This window comes from Brevundimonas sp., assembly GCF_036732845.1.
GTDB lineage: Bacteria > Pseudomonadota > Alphaproteobacteria > Caulobacterales > Caulobacteraceae > Brevundimonas.
On sequence record NZ_DAINBO010000022.1, the window covers coordinates 1 to 14,941 of the forward strand.

Here is a 14,941-nt window from a genome sequence, read left to right on the forward strand (position 1 = left end):
CCTTCAACTTCGCCATGCAGGCGATCGACCACATCATCAACTCGGCGGCCAAGACCCTGTACATGTCGGGCGGCCAGATCCGCGCGCCCATCGTCTTCCGCGGCCCGAACGGCGCCGCCAGCCGCGTGGCGGCCCAGCACAGCCAGGACTATTCCGCCTGGTACGCCAACGTCCCCGGCCTGAAGGTCGTGGCCCCCTATGACGCCGCCGACGCCAAGGGCCTGATGAAGGCCGCCATCCGCGATCCGAATCCGGTCGTCTTCCTTGAACACGAGATGATGTACGGGCTGGAGTTCGACGTGCCGGACGTCGAGGACTGGATCGTGCCCATCGGCAAGGCCAAGGTCCGCCGCGAAGGGACCGACGTCACCATCACGGCCCACAGCCGCATGGTCGGCTTCGCCCTTCAGGCCGCCGAACAGTTGGAAGCCGAGGGGATTTCCTGCGAGGTCATCGACCTGCGCACCCTGCGCCCGCTGGACCATGAGACCGTCGTCGAAAGCGTCAAGAAGACCAGCCGCCTGGTCTCGGCCGAGGAAGGCTGGGGTCCGATGGGCGTCGGCGCCGAGGTCGTGGCCCGGGTCATCGAACACGCCTTCGATTATCTCGACGCTCCGCCGCTGCGGGTGCACCAGGAAGACGTGCCTCTGCCCTACGCCGCCAACCTGGAGGCCCTGTCGCTTCCGGGCGCGGACAAGATCGTCAAGGCCGTGAAGGCGGTGATGGCATGACCGACGCGCACGAACCCGACTTCGCCCTGACCACCCCGTCCGATGTCGCCAGCGACCCGCAGGCGGTGGAGATCATGCGCCTGTGGTGGTCGCGCGGCGTGCCGGTGATGACGTTGAAGCCCGCCTTCAACGATCCGGCCAAATACGGCGAAATCCTCGCCCAGGCCGCCCGCCATATGTCGCGCGTCTATGAGATGCAGCGCGGCATGAGCGCCGAGGACAGCTATAAGGCCATCCTCAAGGGACTGGAGCAGACCCTGGCTGGACCCGAGTTCGACACCCTGACTGAACAGCCGGGCGGAGGCGCGGCATGACCGACATCCTGATGCCCGCCCTGTCTCCGACCATGGAGGAGGGCGTCCTCGCCAAATGGCACGTCAAGGCCGGCGACGTGGTCAAGGCCGGCGACGTGATCGCCGAGATCGAGACCGACAAGGCGACCATGGAGGTCGAGGCCGTCGATGAGGGCGAAGTCCTGGAGATCCTGGTGGCCGAAGGCTCCGAGGGCGTGAAGGTCAATACGCCTATCGCCCGCCTGGCCGGGGAGGGCGGAACCGCCGCTCCGGCTCCGAAGACCGCCGAGACGCCCAAGACCGCTGAGGCTCCGAAGGCCGCCGCACCTGCGCCCGCCGAAGCCCCGAAAGCCGCGCCCGCGCCGAAATCGGCCGACGGGGGCCGCGTCTTCGCCTCGCCCCTGGCCCGGCGCATCGCCGCCCAGAACGGCGTCGATCTGAAATCGGTCAAGGGCACCGGCCCGCATGGCCGTGTCGTGCGTCGCGATGTCGAAGGGCTGAAGGGCGGGACCGCCCCGGTCGCCGCTTCGAACGCCGCCGCCGCCGCCGCCGAACCGCGCAAGGTCCTGTCGCTGGAGCAGCAGGGCATCGCCCCCGGCAGCTACGACCTGATCCCGCTGGACGGCATGCGCAAGGCCATCGCCCGGCGCCTGACCGACAGCTTCCGCGACGTGCCGCACTTCCCCCTGACCATCGACTGCGAGATCGACGGCCTGTTGGCCGCGCGCGCCAAGGTCAATGCGTTGCTGGAGGCCCCGGGCGTCAAGGTCTCGGTCAACGACTTCGTCATCAAGGCCTCGGCCATGGCCCTGAAGGCCGTGCCGGACGCCAACGCCAGCTACACGCCCGAAGGCATCGCCATGCACCACCACGCCGATGTGGCGATGGCGGTGGCGATCGACGGCGGCCTGATCACCCCGATCATCCGCTCGGCCGAGCTGAAGTCTCTGTCGCAGATCGCGACGGAGTCCAAGGACTTGGCCAAGCGCGCCCGCGACCGCAAGCTGAAGCCCGAGGAATTCCAGGGCGGCACCTTCTCGGTCTCCAACCTGGGCATGTTCGGCATCAAGGCCTTCGCCTCGATCATCAACGAACCGCAGGGCGCGATCATGAGCGTCGGTGCGGGCGAACAGCGCCCGGTCGTCAAGAACGGCCAACTGGCCGTCGCCACGGTGATGACCGTCACCCTGACCTGCGATCACCGCGTCGTCGACGGCGCCGTGGGGGCCAAATTCCTTCAGGCCTTCAAGGCCATGATCGAAGATCCCGTGACGATGCTGGCGTAACACCGCCGTCATCCTCGGGCTTGTCCCGAGGACCCATTCGTCCGCTAGCGCGAACAATGGGTTTGGCGGCACAGACATATCGGCGGCCGTCGAGCGATGTCCGCCATAGGCCCTCGGGACAAGCCCGAGGGTGACGGAGTTGAAGATGGATTTCGACCTCATCGTCATCGGCTCGGGTCCGGGCGGATACGTCGCGGCCATCCGCGCTAGCCAACTGGGCCTGAAGACGGCCATCGTCGAGCGCGAGAACCTGGGCGGCATCTGTCTGAACTGGGGCTGCATCCCCACCAAAGCCCTGCTCAAGTCGGGCGAGAAGTACGAGAGCCTGAGCCATCTGAAGGACTACGGCCTGTCCGCCGAGAAGGTCGGCTTCGATTTCGACGCCATCATCGCCCGTTCGCGCGGCGTGGCGAAACAGTTGAACTCGGGCGTCGGCTTCCTGATGAAGAAGAACAAGATCGAGGTCATCGAGGGGACGGCGAAACTCGAAAAAGGGCAGGGGGCGCCCAAGGTCGTCATCGCCCTGAAGGGCGGCGGTTCGCGCACGGTTCAGGCCAAGTCGGTCATGCTGGCCGTCGGCGCCCGCGCCCGCGCCCTGCCGCAGATCGGGCTTGAAGCCGACGGCGACCGCATCTGGGCCTATCGCGAGGCCATGACCCCGAAATTCCTGCCCAAGTCGATGATCGTCATCGGTTCGGGCGCCATCGGCATCGAGTTCGGCAGCTTCTATCGCGCCCTGGGCTGCGAGGTGACCGTGGTCGAGGCCCTGGCGCGCATTCTTCCGGTGGAAGATGAGGAGGTCTCCAAGGCCGCTCAGAAATCGTTCGAGAAACGCGGCATGAAGTTCCGCGTCGGCGCCAAGGTGACCAAGGTCTCCAAGGCCGCCAAATCGGTCCAGGTCGCCATCGAGATCGGCGGCAAGGCCGAGACGCTGGAGGCCGAGGTCTGCATCTCGGCCGTGGGCATCACCGCCAACACCGACGGCATCGGCCTGGAGGCGCTGGGCGTCGAACTGGACCGCGGCCACATCAAGACCGACGGCCACTGCCAGACCAATGTGAAGGGCCTGTACGCCATCGGCGACTGCGCCGGCGCGCCCTGGCTGGCGCACAAGGCGTCGCACGAAGGCATCCACGCCGCCGAACACATCGCCGGCTTCAAGACCCCGCACGTCGTTTCGCCCATCGCCGGCTGCACCTATTCCCAGCCTCAGGTGGCCTCGGTCGGCCTGACCGAACAGGCGGCCAAGGAACAGGGCAGGGCGGTCAAGATCGGCCGCTTCCCCTTCAAGGTGAACGGCAAGGCCATCGCGTCCGGCGACACCGACGGTTTCGTCAAGGTGCTGTTCGACGACAAGACCGGCGCCCTGATCGGCGCCCACATGATCGGCGCCGAGGTCACCGAGATGATCCAGGGCTATGTCACCGCCATGACCATGGAGGCGACCGAGGAAGATCTGCACGGCACCGTCTATCCGCACCCGACCATGTCGGAGGCCATGCACGAGGCGGCGCTGGACGCCTATGGCCGGGTCATCCACATCTAGACCGGCCGGGTAGGGCGGCCTACCAATCCTTCGGGCTTTCCGAGGGGTGTCTCATGCGTGGTTCGTTCGCCGTCTCCGCCGTCGTGCTGTTGTTGGCGGGCCAAGCCGCCGCCCAGTCCGCGAACGCGCCGCCTCCGCCGCCCGCCGAGGTTCCGGCCCTGTACGACATCGGCACGGCGCCGTCGGCCCAGCGCCTACGCGCCGATGTCCAGACCCTGGTGGATTTCGGCACCCGCCACACCCTGTCGGAGACCCAGTCGAACACGCGCGGCATCGGCGCGGCGCGGCGTTGGATATTCGAGGAATTCCAACGCATTTCGGCGGCCTGCGGCGACTGTCTGGAGGTGCGCTACGTCTCTGACGTCGTCACCGGCCCGCGCATCCCCAATCCGACCGAGGTCGTCAGCGTCATCGCCATCCAGCGTGGGACCAGCGACCCGAACCGCTATGTCTTCATGTCCGGCGACATCGACAGCCGGGTCACCGACGTGATGAACGCCACCGCCGACGCGCCCGGCGCCAACGACAACGCCTCGGGCGTGGCCGGAACGCTGGAGGCCGCGCGCATCCTGTCACAGCGCCGTTTCCCGGCGACCATCGTCTATGCGGCTCTGGCGGGCGAGGAGAACGGCCTGTTCGGCGGCGCCATCCTGGCGGCTGAGGCCAAGCGGGAAGGGTGGCGGGTTCAGGCCTTCTTGAACAATGACATGATCGGTAATTCATCTGGAATCAATGGTGTGACAGACAATACTTCAGCTAGAATCTTCGCTGAAGGGACCCGCGCCACCGAAACCCCGGAAGAGGCTCGCCAGCGTCGTTTCAGCGGCGGCGAGGTCGACAGTCCGGCTCGCAACCTGGCCCGCTATATCGACCGTCTGGCCGACCAGTATGTGCCGAACCTCGACACCATGGTGGTCTATCGCCTCGACCGTTTCGGGCGCGGGGGGCATCACCGGCCGTTCAACGACCTGGGCTGGCCCGGCGTGCGGATCATGGAGACCAACGAACACTACGACCGCCAACACCAGGATCTACGCACCGAGAACGGCCGCCATTACGGCGACACCATCGACTATGTCGACTTCGACTATGCGGCCAAGCTGACGGCCCTGAACGCTGTGGCTCTGGCCTCCATGGCCTGGGCGCCGCCGCCGCCGGCGAACGTGACCATCGAGGGCGCCGTCAGCCCGGATACGACGCTGAAATGGGCGCGCCCGTCGGCCGCCCAGGCGCCGAACCTGGCCGGTTACCGCATCTACTGGCGTCTGACCGATGCGCCGCAATGGACCAACAGCCGCTGGGTCGGCGACGTCACCGAGTTCACACTGCACAACGTGGTCATCGACAACTACTTCTTCGGCGTCGCGGCGGTGGCCAAGGACGGAACCGAAAGCCCCGTGGTGTTTCCGGGCGCGGCGGGCAGCTTCGGGGGCTACTGACGACGAGAGGGTGGCGTCGGAACTCGCTTCAGACCGCTCGCCCGTTTATCGCCTAAGATATATTATGCGAAATAATAGATGCGCTAAGGCGGCGACGCGGGCGCTTATCCACTGAACAGCTCGGGTTCATCGAGCGTGTCGCGAACGGTCGCCAGGCGGTTTCGACTGATGGGCAATGGCGCGCCTTCGTCCATCAGCAAACGGCCTCGCCCGCCATCGCGTTCAAAGCCGCGGACGTGGGCCAGGTTGGCGATGACCGAACGGTGAACCCGCAGGAAGCTGGCCGGCAAATCCTGTTCGAGCCGGTCCAGGCGTGCGGCGTGCAGCATTCGCCGCCCGTTCGTCAGTCGCAATTCGACATAGTCGTCCGCCCCCACGACAGCCACGATGTCGCTGAGCGGCACGCGCTCGACCCCACGTGACGAGGCCACAGTCAGACAGTTCGGACGCGCGGCCGCGCGGGTCAGCGCCACCTCGCGTTCCTGATCGTCGCGGCCCAACCGTACGACCTCGGCCATCAGAAGAGGAAGCACGAGACCGAGGGCGAACAGGAAATGGGACAGGTCGACGAGCCATGAAGGGAAGATCACCCCTATGGCGATGAAGGCGACAAGATAGACCAGGAGCAGACGTGCGCCCGGCATGCGACGATGCACGGCGACGGCGGCCACCACGGCGGAAAGCGCCAGCCCGACCATCAGGGCCAGGGCCGTCTTCAGATCGAAACCGGGGGCGAAGCCGGTCGCGGCCACCGCCGCTACGGCCAGGACGATCAGCGGGCGTCGCGCCTTGGGCCAGAAACGCGACACGACATAGGCCACCAGCAGAATCGCGAAGGCGGCGGCCAGAATCCAGATGCCGACCAGGCGCAAGCCGTGAACGGGATAGGCATAGGGAACCAAGGACCGCAGGCTCTCCAGGACCGCCTGCAAGCCGGCGACGCCGGCCATGACCGCCAAGGCCAGGCTCGAACCGGTGCGCCGCAGGCTGTAGATGACGCCGAAACCGAAGGCGGCGGCGAACAGGGCGCCGGCCGCGATGAAGGCGATCGCCACCTGAACCGTGCGCGACGGCCAGGGATAGGGGGCGACCATGATCCCCGCGACGGGGCTGTCCAGGCGCACCACGCTGTGGAACGACGACATGTGGATCACGACCACATTGTCTTCGGATCGCCACATCCGCTCGGGGATGGGGAAGCTGGCTTCGTAGCGTCCCGGCGTTTCCGTCGTCTTTGAACCGCCCGGCTGTCCGTTCGCGCCCAGTCGGTGGCCGTTGAACCAGACCTCGGATGAGGCGGCGGCGAAGACATACAGGGCCGTCGGCGCGTCGCCTGTCGGACGATGCACGACAGAGCGAAGCCAAAGCGCCCTTCCCTGCGGGTCGATGGCGCCCTCGACCGCGCGGCAGTCGTGAAGGATCGGCGCCGCGGGGCCAGCCTGCGCCCGACACGTCAGCCATGTCGGTTCCGGGGACGTGTCCCGCGCCCGCGACGCGGTCGGGAGCCAGGTCAGAAGAATCGCGATGAGAACAATCCGCCACATGACGGCGACCCTAGCGTCATTCGCCGAAGGGCGCCGCCGTTCACCGACGCAGGGGCGCCGTTCGCCGAAGCCCGCTTCACCCAGTCGAAAACCCTGCTTCAACCGTCGACATGACCCACGCATTCCTGAACCGCCGCTCCATCCTCGCCGCCGCCGGCCTGGCCGTCCCCGCCCTGACGCTTCCCTGGAAAGCCCAGGCCCAGGAACCGGCCGGCCCGTTCCGCTACACCGCTGGGAACGGTCAGGAGACCGACGCCGAGCGCGGTTTCTTCGAGGTTCCCGAGGATCGGCGCATCCCCGGTTCGCGTCGCATTCGTCTGGGCTATGTGCGCTTCGCCTCGACCTCGCCGAACCCTGGCCCGCCGATCGTCTATCTGGCCGGTGGACCGGGCGGGTCCGGCGTGCGCACCTCGATGGGACCGCGCTTTCCGATCTTCATGGCTCTGAGAGAGGTGGCCGACGTCATCGCCTTCGATCAACGTGGGACCGGCCTGTCGGCCCATATTCCCGATCGGGCCACGACCACGCCCTACCCCGCCATGACCCACGCCGACGTGAGCGCCTGGTACCGCGAGGAGATGCAAAAGGCCTGGGTCGACTGGACGCGCGCGGGCGTCGCCATGACCGGATACAACACCGAACAGAACGCCGACGACATCGAAGATCTGCGCCGCCATCTGGGCGTTGAGAGGATCAATCTGTGGGGCATCAGCTATGGCACCCACCTGGCCTTGTCGGTGCTGAAACGGCATCCGAATTCGATCGGCCGCGTCGCCCTGGCCAGTCTTGAAGGCCAGGACCAGACCGTCAAACGGCCCGCGCACATCGACATGTTCCTGGACCGCGTCGATCATCTGATGGGGCAAGACCCCGCCGTGCGCGCGGCGATCCCGAACATGCCGGCCTTGATGCGCCGCGTGCATGAGCGGTTCGAGGCCGATCCGGCGACGGTGACCTTTGCCGGTGAAAACGGTCCCGTCGACGTCAAGGTGGGCGGTTTCGGGGTTCAACTGCTGGCGTCCGCCCTGGTCGCCAATCCGCCGCAGCTCTCCATGCTGCCGGGCGTTTATCTGAACCTCGACGCCGGAAAGACTGACTTCCTGGCGTCGGTCATTCCGCCGCCGCACCGCTATTTCGGCATCTCCGGCATGCCGGAGGCGACGGACCTGGCGTCCGGGATATCGCCCGCGCGCCTGGCGTTGATCGAACAGGAAGCCAGGACGGCGGTTCTGGGCGACGCCTTCAACCTGCCCATGCCGCACCTGCTGGGTGCGATCCCAGGCGTCGATCTGGGCGATGACTTCCGCGCGCCGATCCGCATCGAGACCCCTGCCCTGCTGGTCGCCGGCTCCCTCGACGGCCGCACGCCGCTGGAGGAGCAGGCCGAGGTGATCGCCCAATTCCAGAACAAGACGCGGGTGCTGGTCGAAAACGCGGGCCACAACGTGTTTGAAGCGCACCCGGAGGTTCAGAACCTTCTGGTCAGGTTCTTCCGCGAGGACGCCGTGAGCGACACCGATCTGACCCTGCCGCCGCCGACCTTCGCGGTCGCCTAGGACCGAAGGCTCACATCGGCGCTCCAGCCGTCAAACGCCACTTCGACATTTGAAGGAACTATCGCCCGCAAACTCGCGTAATCCATATCGATATGCAGGTTCGTCAGCACGGCGCGCTCGACCTCGGCCGCCGCGATCCATTCCAGCGTCCGCTCCAGGTGCGCATGGGTCGGGTGCGGCGTCAGACGCAGCGCATCGACGATCCAGAGACCACAACCGCGCACGGCCTCCAGCGCCGCCTCGTCCAGATCGGACACGTCGCTGGAATAGGCCACCGGTCCCAGACGATAGCCGACCGAACGGATCGGCCCGTGGGCCTGGTCGAAGGTCGTGATCGGGATCGCACCGCCGGGACCGTCGATCGACCAGGTCTCGCCGTGCGGCGGCAGGTCGTGCGCATCAACGATTGACGGATAGTTTTCAACGCTCTCGAAGATATAGCGGAACCGTTCGTACAGGGCGTCGCGCGTCGCCGCGTCCATCCAGGCCGGAATGCGCCGTCGCGCCCTCAGGGCGAAGACCCTCAGATCGTCGATGCCGTGCGTCTGATCGGCGTGATCGTGGGTGTAGAGCACCGCGTCCACCGAGGTCAGCCCCGCCGCCAGCGCCTGGGTCCGCAGGTCCGGCGAGGTGTCGACCAGGACATTGGTCTGGCCGTTGGCCCCGCGTCGCCGCACCAGCATGGAGCAGCGGCTGCGCCGATTCTTCGGTTCGGCCGGATCGCAAACGCCCCAGTCGCCGTCGCCGCGCGGCACGCCGCCCGACGATCCGCAGCCAAGGATGACGATCTCCAGCGTTCCGGTCATGGCCCTAGTCCGCCGGGCGCGGAATGCGGTCGAACAGGCTGAAGAAGGCGCCGGTCGTGCGCCGATCCGCCTCCTCGACGCTCCAGCCCCGGATCTCGGCCAGCTTTTCCAGCACATGGCCGACATAGGCCGGTTCGTTGCGCCGCCCCCGATATGGAACCGGCGCCAGATAGGGGCAGTCGGTCTCGACGATGATCCGATCGGCCGGCATGTCGCGGATCACCGCCCGCACCTCATCGGCCGCCTTGAAGGTGGCGATGCCGGAAACTGAAAACCACGCGCCGATTTCTGCTGCTGTTTTCGCTAGTTCAGGGCTGCTTGTGTAGCAGTGCATGAGCAAACGGAACGGTCCCTCGGCCATCTCCTCCTTCAGGATTCCGGCCATGACGTCGTCAGCCTCGCGCGTGTGCACCACCAGCGGCAGGCCGCTCTGACGCGCCGCCGCCACGTGTTGACGGAATACCCGCGCCTGCACGTCGCGGGGGCTGAGATCATAGTGGAAGTCCAGGCCGCATTCGCCGACGCCGACCACACGCGGCCGTTCCGCCAGCGTCAAAAGCGTGTCCGCCGTCAGATCCGCCGCATCCTTGGCTTCGTGCGGATGGACCCCGACGGTGCACCAGATGTCGTCATGGGCCATGGCCAGGGCGTGGGTCGCCTCGAAGGTCGTCAGCCGATCCGAGATCTCGACCATCAGCCGCACACCGGCGGCGCGGGCGCGGTCGATGACGGCGTCGCGATCCTCGTCGAACTGGGGCGCATGCAGATTGACGTGGCTGTCGATCAGCATACGGCCGCCTTGGTCCGCGCCAGGTCCGCCAGGGCGCCCGACAGCACGTCGCCCTTGTCCAGGTTCAATCCCGAGGTCCGGTCGGGCAGTTCGGACAGGCGGGTCCACAGCTCGGCCCAGCGGCTGCCCTGCCCCGGCTCGGTCTCCAGCGCCCGCTCGCGCACCGCCGCGATCAGCCGCTCCATCAGCATGTCGAACCGCGCCTGGCCCTCGGCGCCGCGGAAGCCGTCGATGACGGCCAGTTGTTCAGCCCGATCCACGGCCTGGGCGGCGACCCAGGCGCGGGCCAGTTCGTCGGCCTCGACCACGGGACCATCGGCCAGGGCCAGGGCGCGGCCGGGCGATCCCCCGGCCATGGCGGCGGCGCGCCGCCCTGCCTCGCCGACCACGCCCGTGCGTCGAGCGATCAGTTCGGCCAATCGGTCCTCGTTCCAGGTCGGAAAGGCCAGGCGACGGCACCGCGACCGAATGGTCGCCAGCAGGCGGCCCGGCGCATGGGTCACCAGGAACAGCACGCCACGCTCGGGCGGCTCCTCAAGAACCTTCAACAAGGCATTGGCGGCATTCAGATTCAAATCGTCGGCGGCGTCTATGATCGCCACCCTGTGTCGCGCCCGAGACGGGCTTTTGGCGAAGAATTCGGGTAGGTCGCGCGCCTGGTCGACCGAGATGTTTCGCTTGGTCTTGCCGCCCTCGACCAGTCGCTCCAGCACCAGCAGGTCAGGGTGAGACTGGGCCGAGACCAGACGGCTGACCGGATCGTCGGGCCGCGTTCCCAAGAGACCTCGCGCCGGATCGGGCGCGGCGTCCAACAGGCGGCGCGCGGCACGATAGGCGAAACTGGCCTTGCCGACGCCCTCTGGCCCGCACAGCAGCCAGGCGTGGTGCAGCCGCCCGCGATCCAGGGCATCGACGAAGGCCGCTTCCGCCGCCGCATCAGGAATCAGGTCGAACCGGTCGCGTGGATGGTCGGTCACAGCAGCCGCGCCTCCACCGTCGCCCACAGCCGCGCCTCGACGGTTTCCGGGTCGGCGTCGGCGTCGATCATGACACAGCGTTCGGGATGGCGTCGGGCGATGTCGATGAAGCCGTCGCGCAGCTTCTGGTGAAAGGCCAGGCCCTTGGCCTCGAACCGCGTCTCGAACAGGCCCCGGCCGAACGCCCGCTCCAGCCCCACCTCGACCGGCAGGTCGAACATCAGGGTCAGGTCCGGCTGATCGGCGCCGACCACGGCGGCGTCGATGGCCTCGATCACATCCCGCGGTACGCCGCCGCCCGCGCCTTGATAGGCGCGGCTGGAATCGGCGAAGCGGTCGCACACGACCCAGCGTCCGGCCTCCAGCGCCGGGCGGATGGTCCGCTCCAGATGGTCGGATCGGGCCGCGTACATCAAAAGGGTCTCGGTCATGGCCGACCAGGCTTCGGTCTCGCCCGAGACGACCAGACCGCGAATGGCCTCGGCGCCGGGGCTGCCGCCCGGCTCGCGGGTGCGGACGGCGTCGATGCCGCGTTCGCGCAGACGCTCGACCAGGCGCACGGCCTGGGTCGTCTTGCCGGCGCCTTCGCCGCCTTCGAGGGTGATGAACCTGCCACGAGTCACCGCCGCACAATGGCGATCCGCCCGCCCCCCGCCAAGGGCGCTTGATCACGCCGGAGCGATTTCGATCAGGGCCTCAGCCGCCCGAAATCAACTGGGCGTCGACATAGCCGTAGGCGATGGCCGCCTGGCGCGCCCGTTCCGCCGCATTGGCGTCGGGCCACGGTCCCAGCATGACCCGGAACTGGCCCGAACGACCGCCGTCGACCGTCGCCGAGCGGCCCAGGGTCTCGGCGGCCCGTCGCGCGCGGTCGCCGTCGGTGAAGGTCGCCGCCTGAACCCAGAACCGGCCCGGCTCCGCGAGGGTCTGGACCGGCGAGGGGGCGCTCTCCGCGACCTGAAGCGGACGCCCGCCGCCCAGACGGGGTGCACGCCCCAGATATCGCACCCGCACCTGGCCCACCCCGGCCTGCAACAGGCCCAGCTCCTGGGCCGCGCCGCGCGACAGGTCCAGGATGCGGTCGTCCACGAACGGCCCTCGGTCATTGACCCGCAGCACGACACGCCGACCATTCGCGGTGTTGGTCACCTCGATCAGGCCGGGCAGAGGCAGGGTCTTATGCGCCGCCGTCATGGCGTGCATGTCGAAGATCTCGCCGGTCGCCGTCGGTCGTCCGTTGAACTGGTCGCCGTACCAGGAGGCCATGCCGACCTCGTCATAGTTCGGCTGCTCCTCGGGCCGGTACCAGCGGCCGCGCACCTGATAGGGGCGCATGGTTCCGCTGACGATCGGGGCCGGGTCGGCGACCGCGGGCGGCGTCGCCCCCCGTATCGGCGCCGTCGATCCGCCCACGCCGGCGCAGGCGGCCGAGGTCAGGGCCAGACCGAGCACGGCCAGGCCGCGCCATCCCCGAACACCGCGCGCAGGTCCATTCATGCGCCGATGATGCGCGCGTGAGATTTCCGCTTTGGTTAACGCGGTCTTGTCCTGCTATGTCCCCTGCCCGCGCGGTCGATGTGTCCAGATCGCGCATGGACAGGTGGCCGAGTGGTTTAAGGCAGCGGTCTTGAAAACCGCCGTGGGTGGAAGCCCACCGTGGGTTCGAATCCCACCCTGTCCGCCATCGTCATCGCCTTTCGATGTACGTCCCGGTAATTTATCGTCCGATTCGGACGACTTATTGACGCCGGAGAGGGATCGTGAAGCAATGCCCTGACGGCGCAGGCGCCGGTTCGGGGAAACGATCATGGACAAGTTCGGACTGTCGCGCCGGGCCTTCGCCGTCCAGGCCGCGGCGATGGGCGCGGCGCTGGCGTTCGGGGTCGGGCCTGTGCGGGCGCTGGCGCCTTCGCGCATCGAAAGACGCGACCTGTACCCGCAGGGCGTGGCCTCGGGCGATCCTAGAGCGGACAGCGTGATCCTGTGGACGCGCCGGGCGCCGGATGACGGCGTCGCGGCGCACCGCCTGGCGGTCGAGGTCGCCGGTGATCCCGGCTTTAGAACCCTGGTCGCGCGGGGCGATGTCGAGGTCACGGCCACGACGGACTGGACATGCCGCTTCCTGGCGGCGGGCCTGAGACCGGCGCGGGAGTACTGGTACCGCTTCGTCGACGAGGCGGGAAACACCAGCCGGGTCGGCCGCACGATCACCGCGCCCACTGACGACGATTCGCGGCCGGTGAAATTCGCCTTCGTGAGCTGCCAGGACGTAACCCAGGGCGCCATGAACGCCTACCGACGGATGATGTTCGAGGATGCGCGCCGTCCCAGGGAAGAGCAGCTCGGCTTCGTCCTGCACCTGGGCGACTTCATCTATGAACTGGTCTGGTATCCCGAGGAGCGCCCCGACGGCATGGAGCGGGGGCGACGCCTGCGCGACATCGTCCGCTATCCGACCGGCGAGAAGGTCGGCGCCTTCCACATCCCGGCGGATCTGGAAGACTACCGCACGGCCTATCGCGGCTATCTGACCGATCCCGATCTTCAGGATGCCCGGGCGCGGTGGCCGTTCGTGCCCGTCTGGGACAATCACGAATTCAACTGGCGCTCGTATCAGAGCCAGCAGATCATCAACGGAGAGATCCGGCCCGCCCAGACCCTGAAGGTCGCGGCCAGCCAGGCCTGGTACGAATACCAGCCCGCGCGGGTCCGCAAGCCGGGCGCGGGCGACGCCTTCGAGGCGCCCATCGTGGAGAACAGGGCCGTCGAGGAATTCGACGCGCGAGGCACGGGGCTGGAGCCGAACAATCTGGCCGCGATCAAGGCGTTGCGGATTCAGCGGGCGTTCCGGTACGGCAAGAATGTCGACATGATCCTGACTGACAACCGGTCGTTCGTATCGCCCGGCGGCGATTACGCCGGACTTCCACAGATCAAATTCGGCGCCCTGCCCGAAGAGGCTTTCGAGATCATGGATCAGGGTCGGGAGGCCGGGCGCGGCTCTCCGCCGGCCGCGGTTCGGATCGGAGAGGCTGAGTTTCCCAATCCGAACATGAACGCACCGCCGGAAGCCTATCTGGGCGTCGAACAGATGGCCTGGTTCAAGGACCGTCTGCGGTCGGCCCAGGCCCCATGGAAGATCTGGGGCCATTCCTTCGGCACGCTGAAGCTGCGTGTTGATCCGCAGAATCTGCCCGAATCCCTGTCCGACCAATGGCCGGTCGGCGGGGGCTACGGCTATCTGACCGGTCCCTTCGCCCTGGAGCACGGCGAGATATTCGACATGGTGCGTCAGGAGGGGATCAGCGGCTTCGCCATCGTGGCCGGCGACAGACACGCCTTCTGGGCCGGCTATCCCAGCAAGACCCTGCCGCCCCGCGATTTCGACCCGGTCGGCGTGGAGTTCATCACCGGCTCCATCTCGGCCCAGGGCGCGGCGGAGGTTCAGCGCCTGACCATGCCCAAGGACCGGCCCCTGCGGCCCTTCTATCTGCATGACAAGCCGGACGGTTCGATGGAGAGCACCTACGGCATGAGCCTGAAGCACGGCGTCCGGTCGTCCTTCACCCTGCAAGAGACGCACGATCGGGAAGCCGCCCTCGCCGTCAGCAATCCAGAGCTGGCGCCGCATCTGAAGTTCGTGGACTTCAACGGACACGGCTATACGACGGTGCGGGCGTCGCCCGACGAACTGGAGACCGAGTTCGTCTGCATCCCCATCCCGCTGGAGCGGTCTGAGACCGAGGACGGCGGCCCGCTGGCCTATCGCGTGGCGCACCGCGTCTCGCTCTGGCGGCCGGGAGAGCGCCCCCAGCTCAGGCAAGAGGTGCTGGAGGGGGATCCGGGGCTGGCCGGGATTTGAGCCTTTCGCTCAGACGTGTCGTCCGCGCCTGGTGATCGCGGCAATGGCGTCGTTCGCGATATGTGTGGCGTCGTTCGCCAATGTCATGGCGTGATGCGTCGTCCATCTTGC

General features: G+C 67.5%; 13 protein-coding genes and 1 tRNA gene. 8 read left to right on the forward strand and 6 right to left on the reverse strand.

Features of this window, described 5'->3' with window-relative positions:
- From V7D63_RS09005 to V7D63_RS09025, 5 genes are all read left to right on the forward strand, one after another.
- The coding region (locus V7D63_RS09005) for a pyruvate dehydrogenase complex E1 component subunit beta (RefSeq protein WP_333591936.1) at positions 1-731 on the forward strand (731 nt) is incomplete at its 5' end.
- Positions 728-1,045 carry a DUF5076 domain-containing protein gene (locus tag V7D63_RS09010; RefSeq protein ID WP_333591937.1) on the forward strand — a complete coding sequence of 106 codons (318 nt, stop codon included), beginning with the start codon at positions 728-730 and terminating at the stop codon, positions 1,043-1,045. The genes V7D63_RS09005 and V7D63_RS09010, both read left to right, overlap by 4 nt.
- Positions 1,042-2,310 (forward strand): pyruvate dehydrogenase complex dihydrolipoamide acetyltransferase, encoded by a 1,269-nt coding sequence (locus tag V7D63_RS09015; RefSeq protein ID WP_333591938.1) that lies wholly within the window; start codon positions 1,042-1,044, stop codon positions 2,308-2,310. The genes V7D63_RS09010 and V7D63_RS09015 overlap by 4 nt, the downstream gene beginning before the upstream one ends.
- A 145-nt stretch (positions 2,311-2,455) precedes the next feature.
- Complete coding sequence (gene lpdA / locus V7D63_RS09020; RefSeq protein ID WP_442882131.1) at positions 2,456-3,856, forward strand: dihydrolipoyl dehydrogenase; 1,401 nt, start codon at positions 2,456-2,458, stop codon at positions 3,854-3,856.
- Between the two features lie 53 nt (positions 3,857-3,909).
- Positions 3,910-5,295 (forward strand): M28 family metallopeptidase, encoded by a 1,386-nt coding sequence (locus V7D63_RS09025; RefSeq protein WP_333591939.1) that lies wholly within the window; start codon positions 3,910-3,912, stop codon positions 5,293-5,295.
- A 104-nt stretch (positions 5,296-5,399) separates the two neighbouring features.
- Here V7D63_RS09025 and V7D63_RS09030 read toward each other — a convergent pair whose 3' ends face one another.
- On the reverse strand, positions 5,400-6,644 hold the full coding sequence (locus tag V7D63_RS09030) for a LytR/AlgR family response regulator transcription factor (protein WP_333591940.1): 1,245 nt from the start codon (positions 6,642-6,644) through the stop codon (positions 5,400-5,402).
- Between the two features lie 305 nt (positions 6,645-6,949).
- On the opposite strand from V7D63_RS09030, the gene V7D63_RS09035 reads away from it, so the two are divergent.
- Positions 6,950-8,395 (forward strand): alpha/beta hydrolase, encoded by a 1,446-nt coding sequence (locus V7D63_RS09035; protein ID WP_333591941.1) that lies wholly within the window; start codon positions 6,950-6,952, stop codon positions 8,393-8,395.
- On the opposite strand, the gene V7D63_RS09040 is transcribed toward V7D63_RS09035, so the two are convergent.
- From V7D63_RS09040 to V7D63_RS09060, 5 genes are all read right to left on the reverse strand, one after another.
- Positions 8,392-9,201, reverse strand: coding sequence for an MBL fold metallo-hydrolase (locus V7D63_RS09040; RefSeq protein ID WP_333591942.1), 810 nt, complete (start codon positions 9,199-9,201; stop codon positions 8,392-8,394). The genes V7D63_RS09035 and V7D63_RS09040 overlap by 4 nt on opposite strands.
- A 4-nt stretch (positions 9,202-9,205) precedes the next feature.
- Positions 9,206-9,991, reverse strand: a complete 786-nt coding sequence (locus V7D63_RS09045) for a TatD family hydrolase (RefSeq protein WP_333591943.1) — start codon at positions 9,989-9,991, stop codon at positions 9,206-9,208.
- Positions 9,985-10,968, reverse strand: a complete 984-nt coding sequence (locus V7D63_RS09050; protein ID WP_333591944.1) for a DNA polymerase III subunit delta' — start codon at positions 10,966-10,968, stop codon at positions 9,985-9,987. The genes V7D63_RS09045 and V7D63_RS09050 overlap by 7 nt, the downstream gene beginning before the upstream one ends.
- Complete coding sequence (gene tmk, locus V7D63_RS09055) at positions 10,965-11,591, reverse strand: dTMP kinase (RefSeq protein ID WP_333591945.1); 627 nt, start codon at positions 11,589-11,591, stop codon at positions 10,965-10,967. Before tmk ends, V7D63_RS09050 begins: the two co-directional genes overlap by 4 nt.
- Positions 11,592-11,664: 73 nt before the next feature.
- Positions 11,665-12,420, reverse strand: a complete 756-nt coding sequence (locus V7D63_RS09060) for a septal ring lytic transglycosylase RlpA family protein (protein ID WP_333591946.1) — start codon at positions 12,418-12,420, stop codon at positions 11,665-11,667.
- Positions 12,421-12,562: 142 nt separating this feature from the next.
- Between V7D63_RS09060 and V7D63_RS09065 the strand changes: the two genes are divergently transcribed.
- A tRNA-Ser gene (locus tag V7D63_RS09065) sits at positions 12,563-12,652 on the forward strand.
- Between the two features lie 123 nt (positions 12,653-12,775).
- Positions 12,776-14,830, forward strand: a complete 2,055-nt coding sequence (locus V7D63_RS09070) for an alkaline phosphatase D family protein (RefSeq protein ID WP_333591947.1) — start codon at positions 12,776-12,778, stop codon at positions 14,828-14,830.
- Positions 14,831-14,941: the final 111 nt, after the last annotated feature.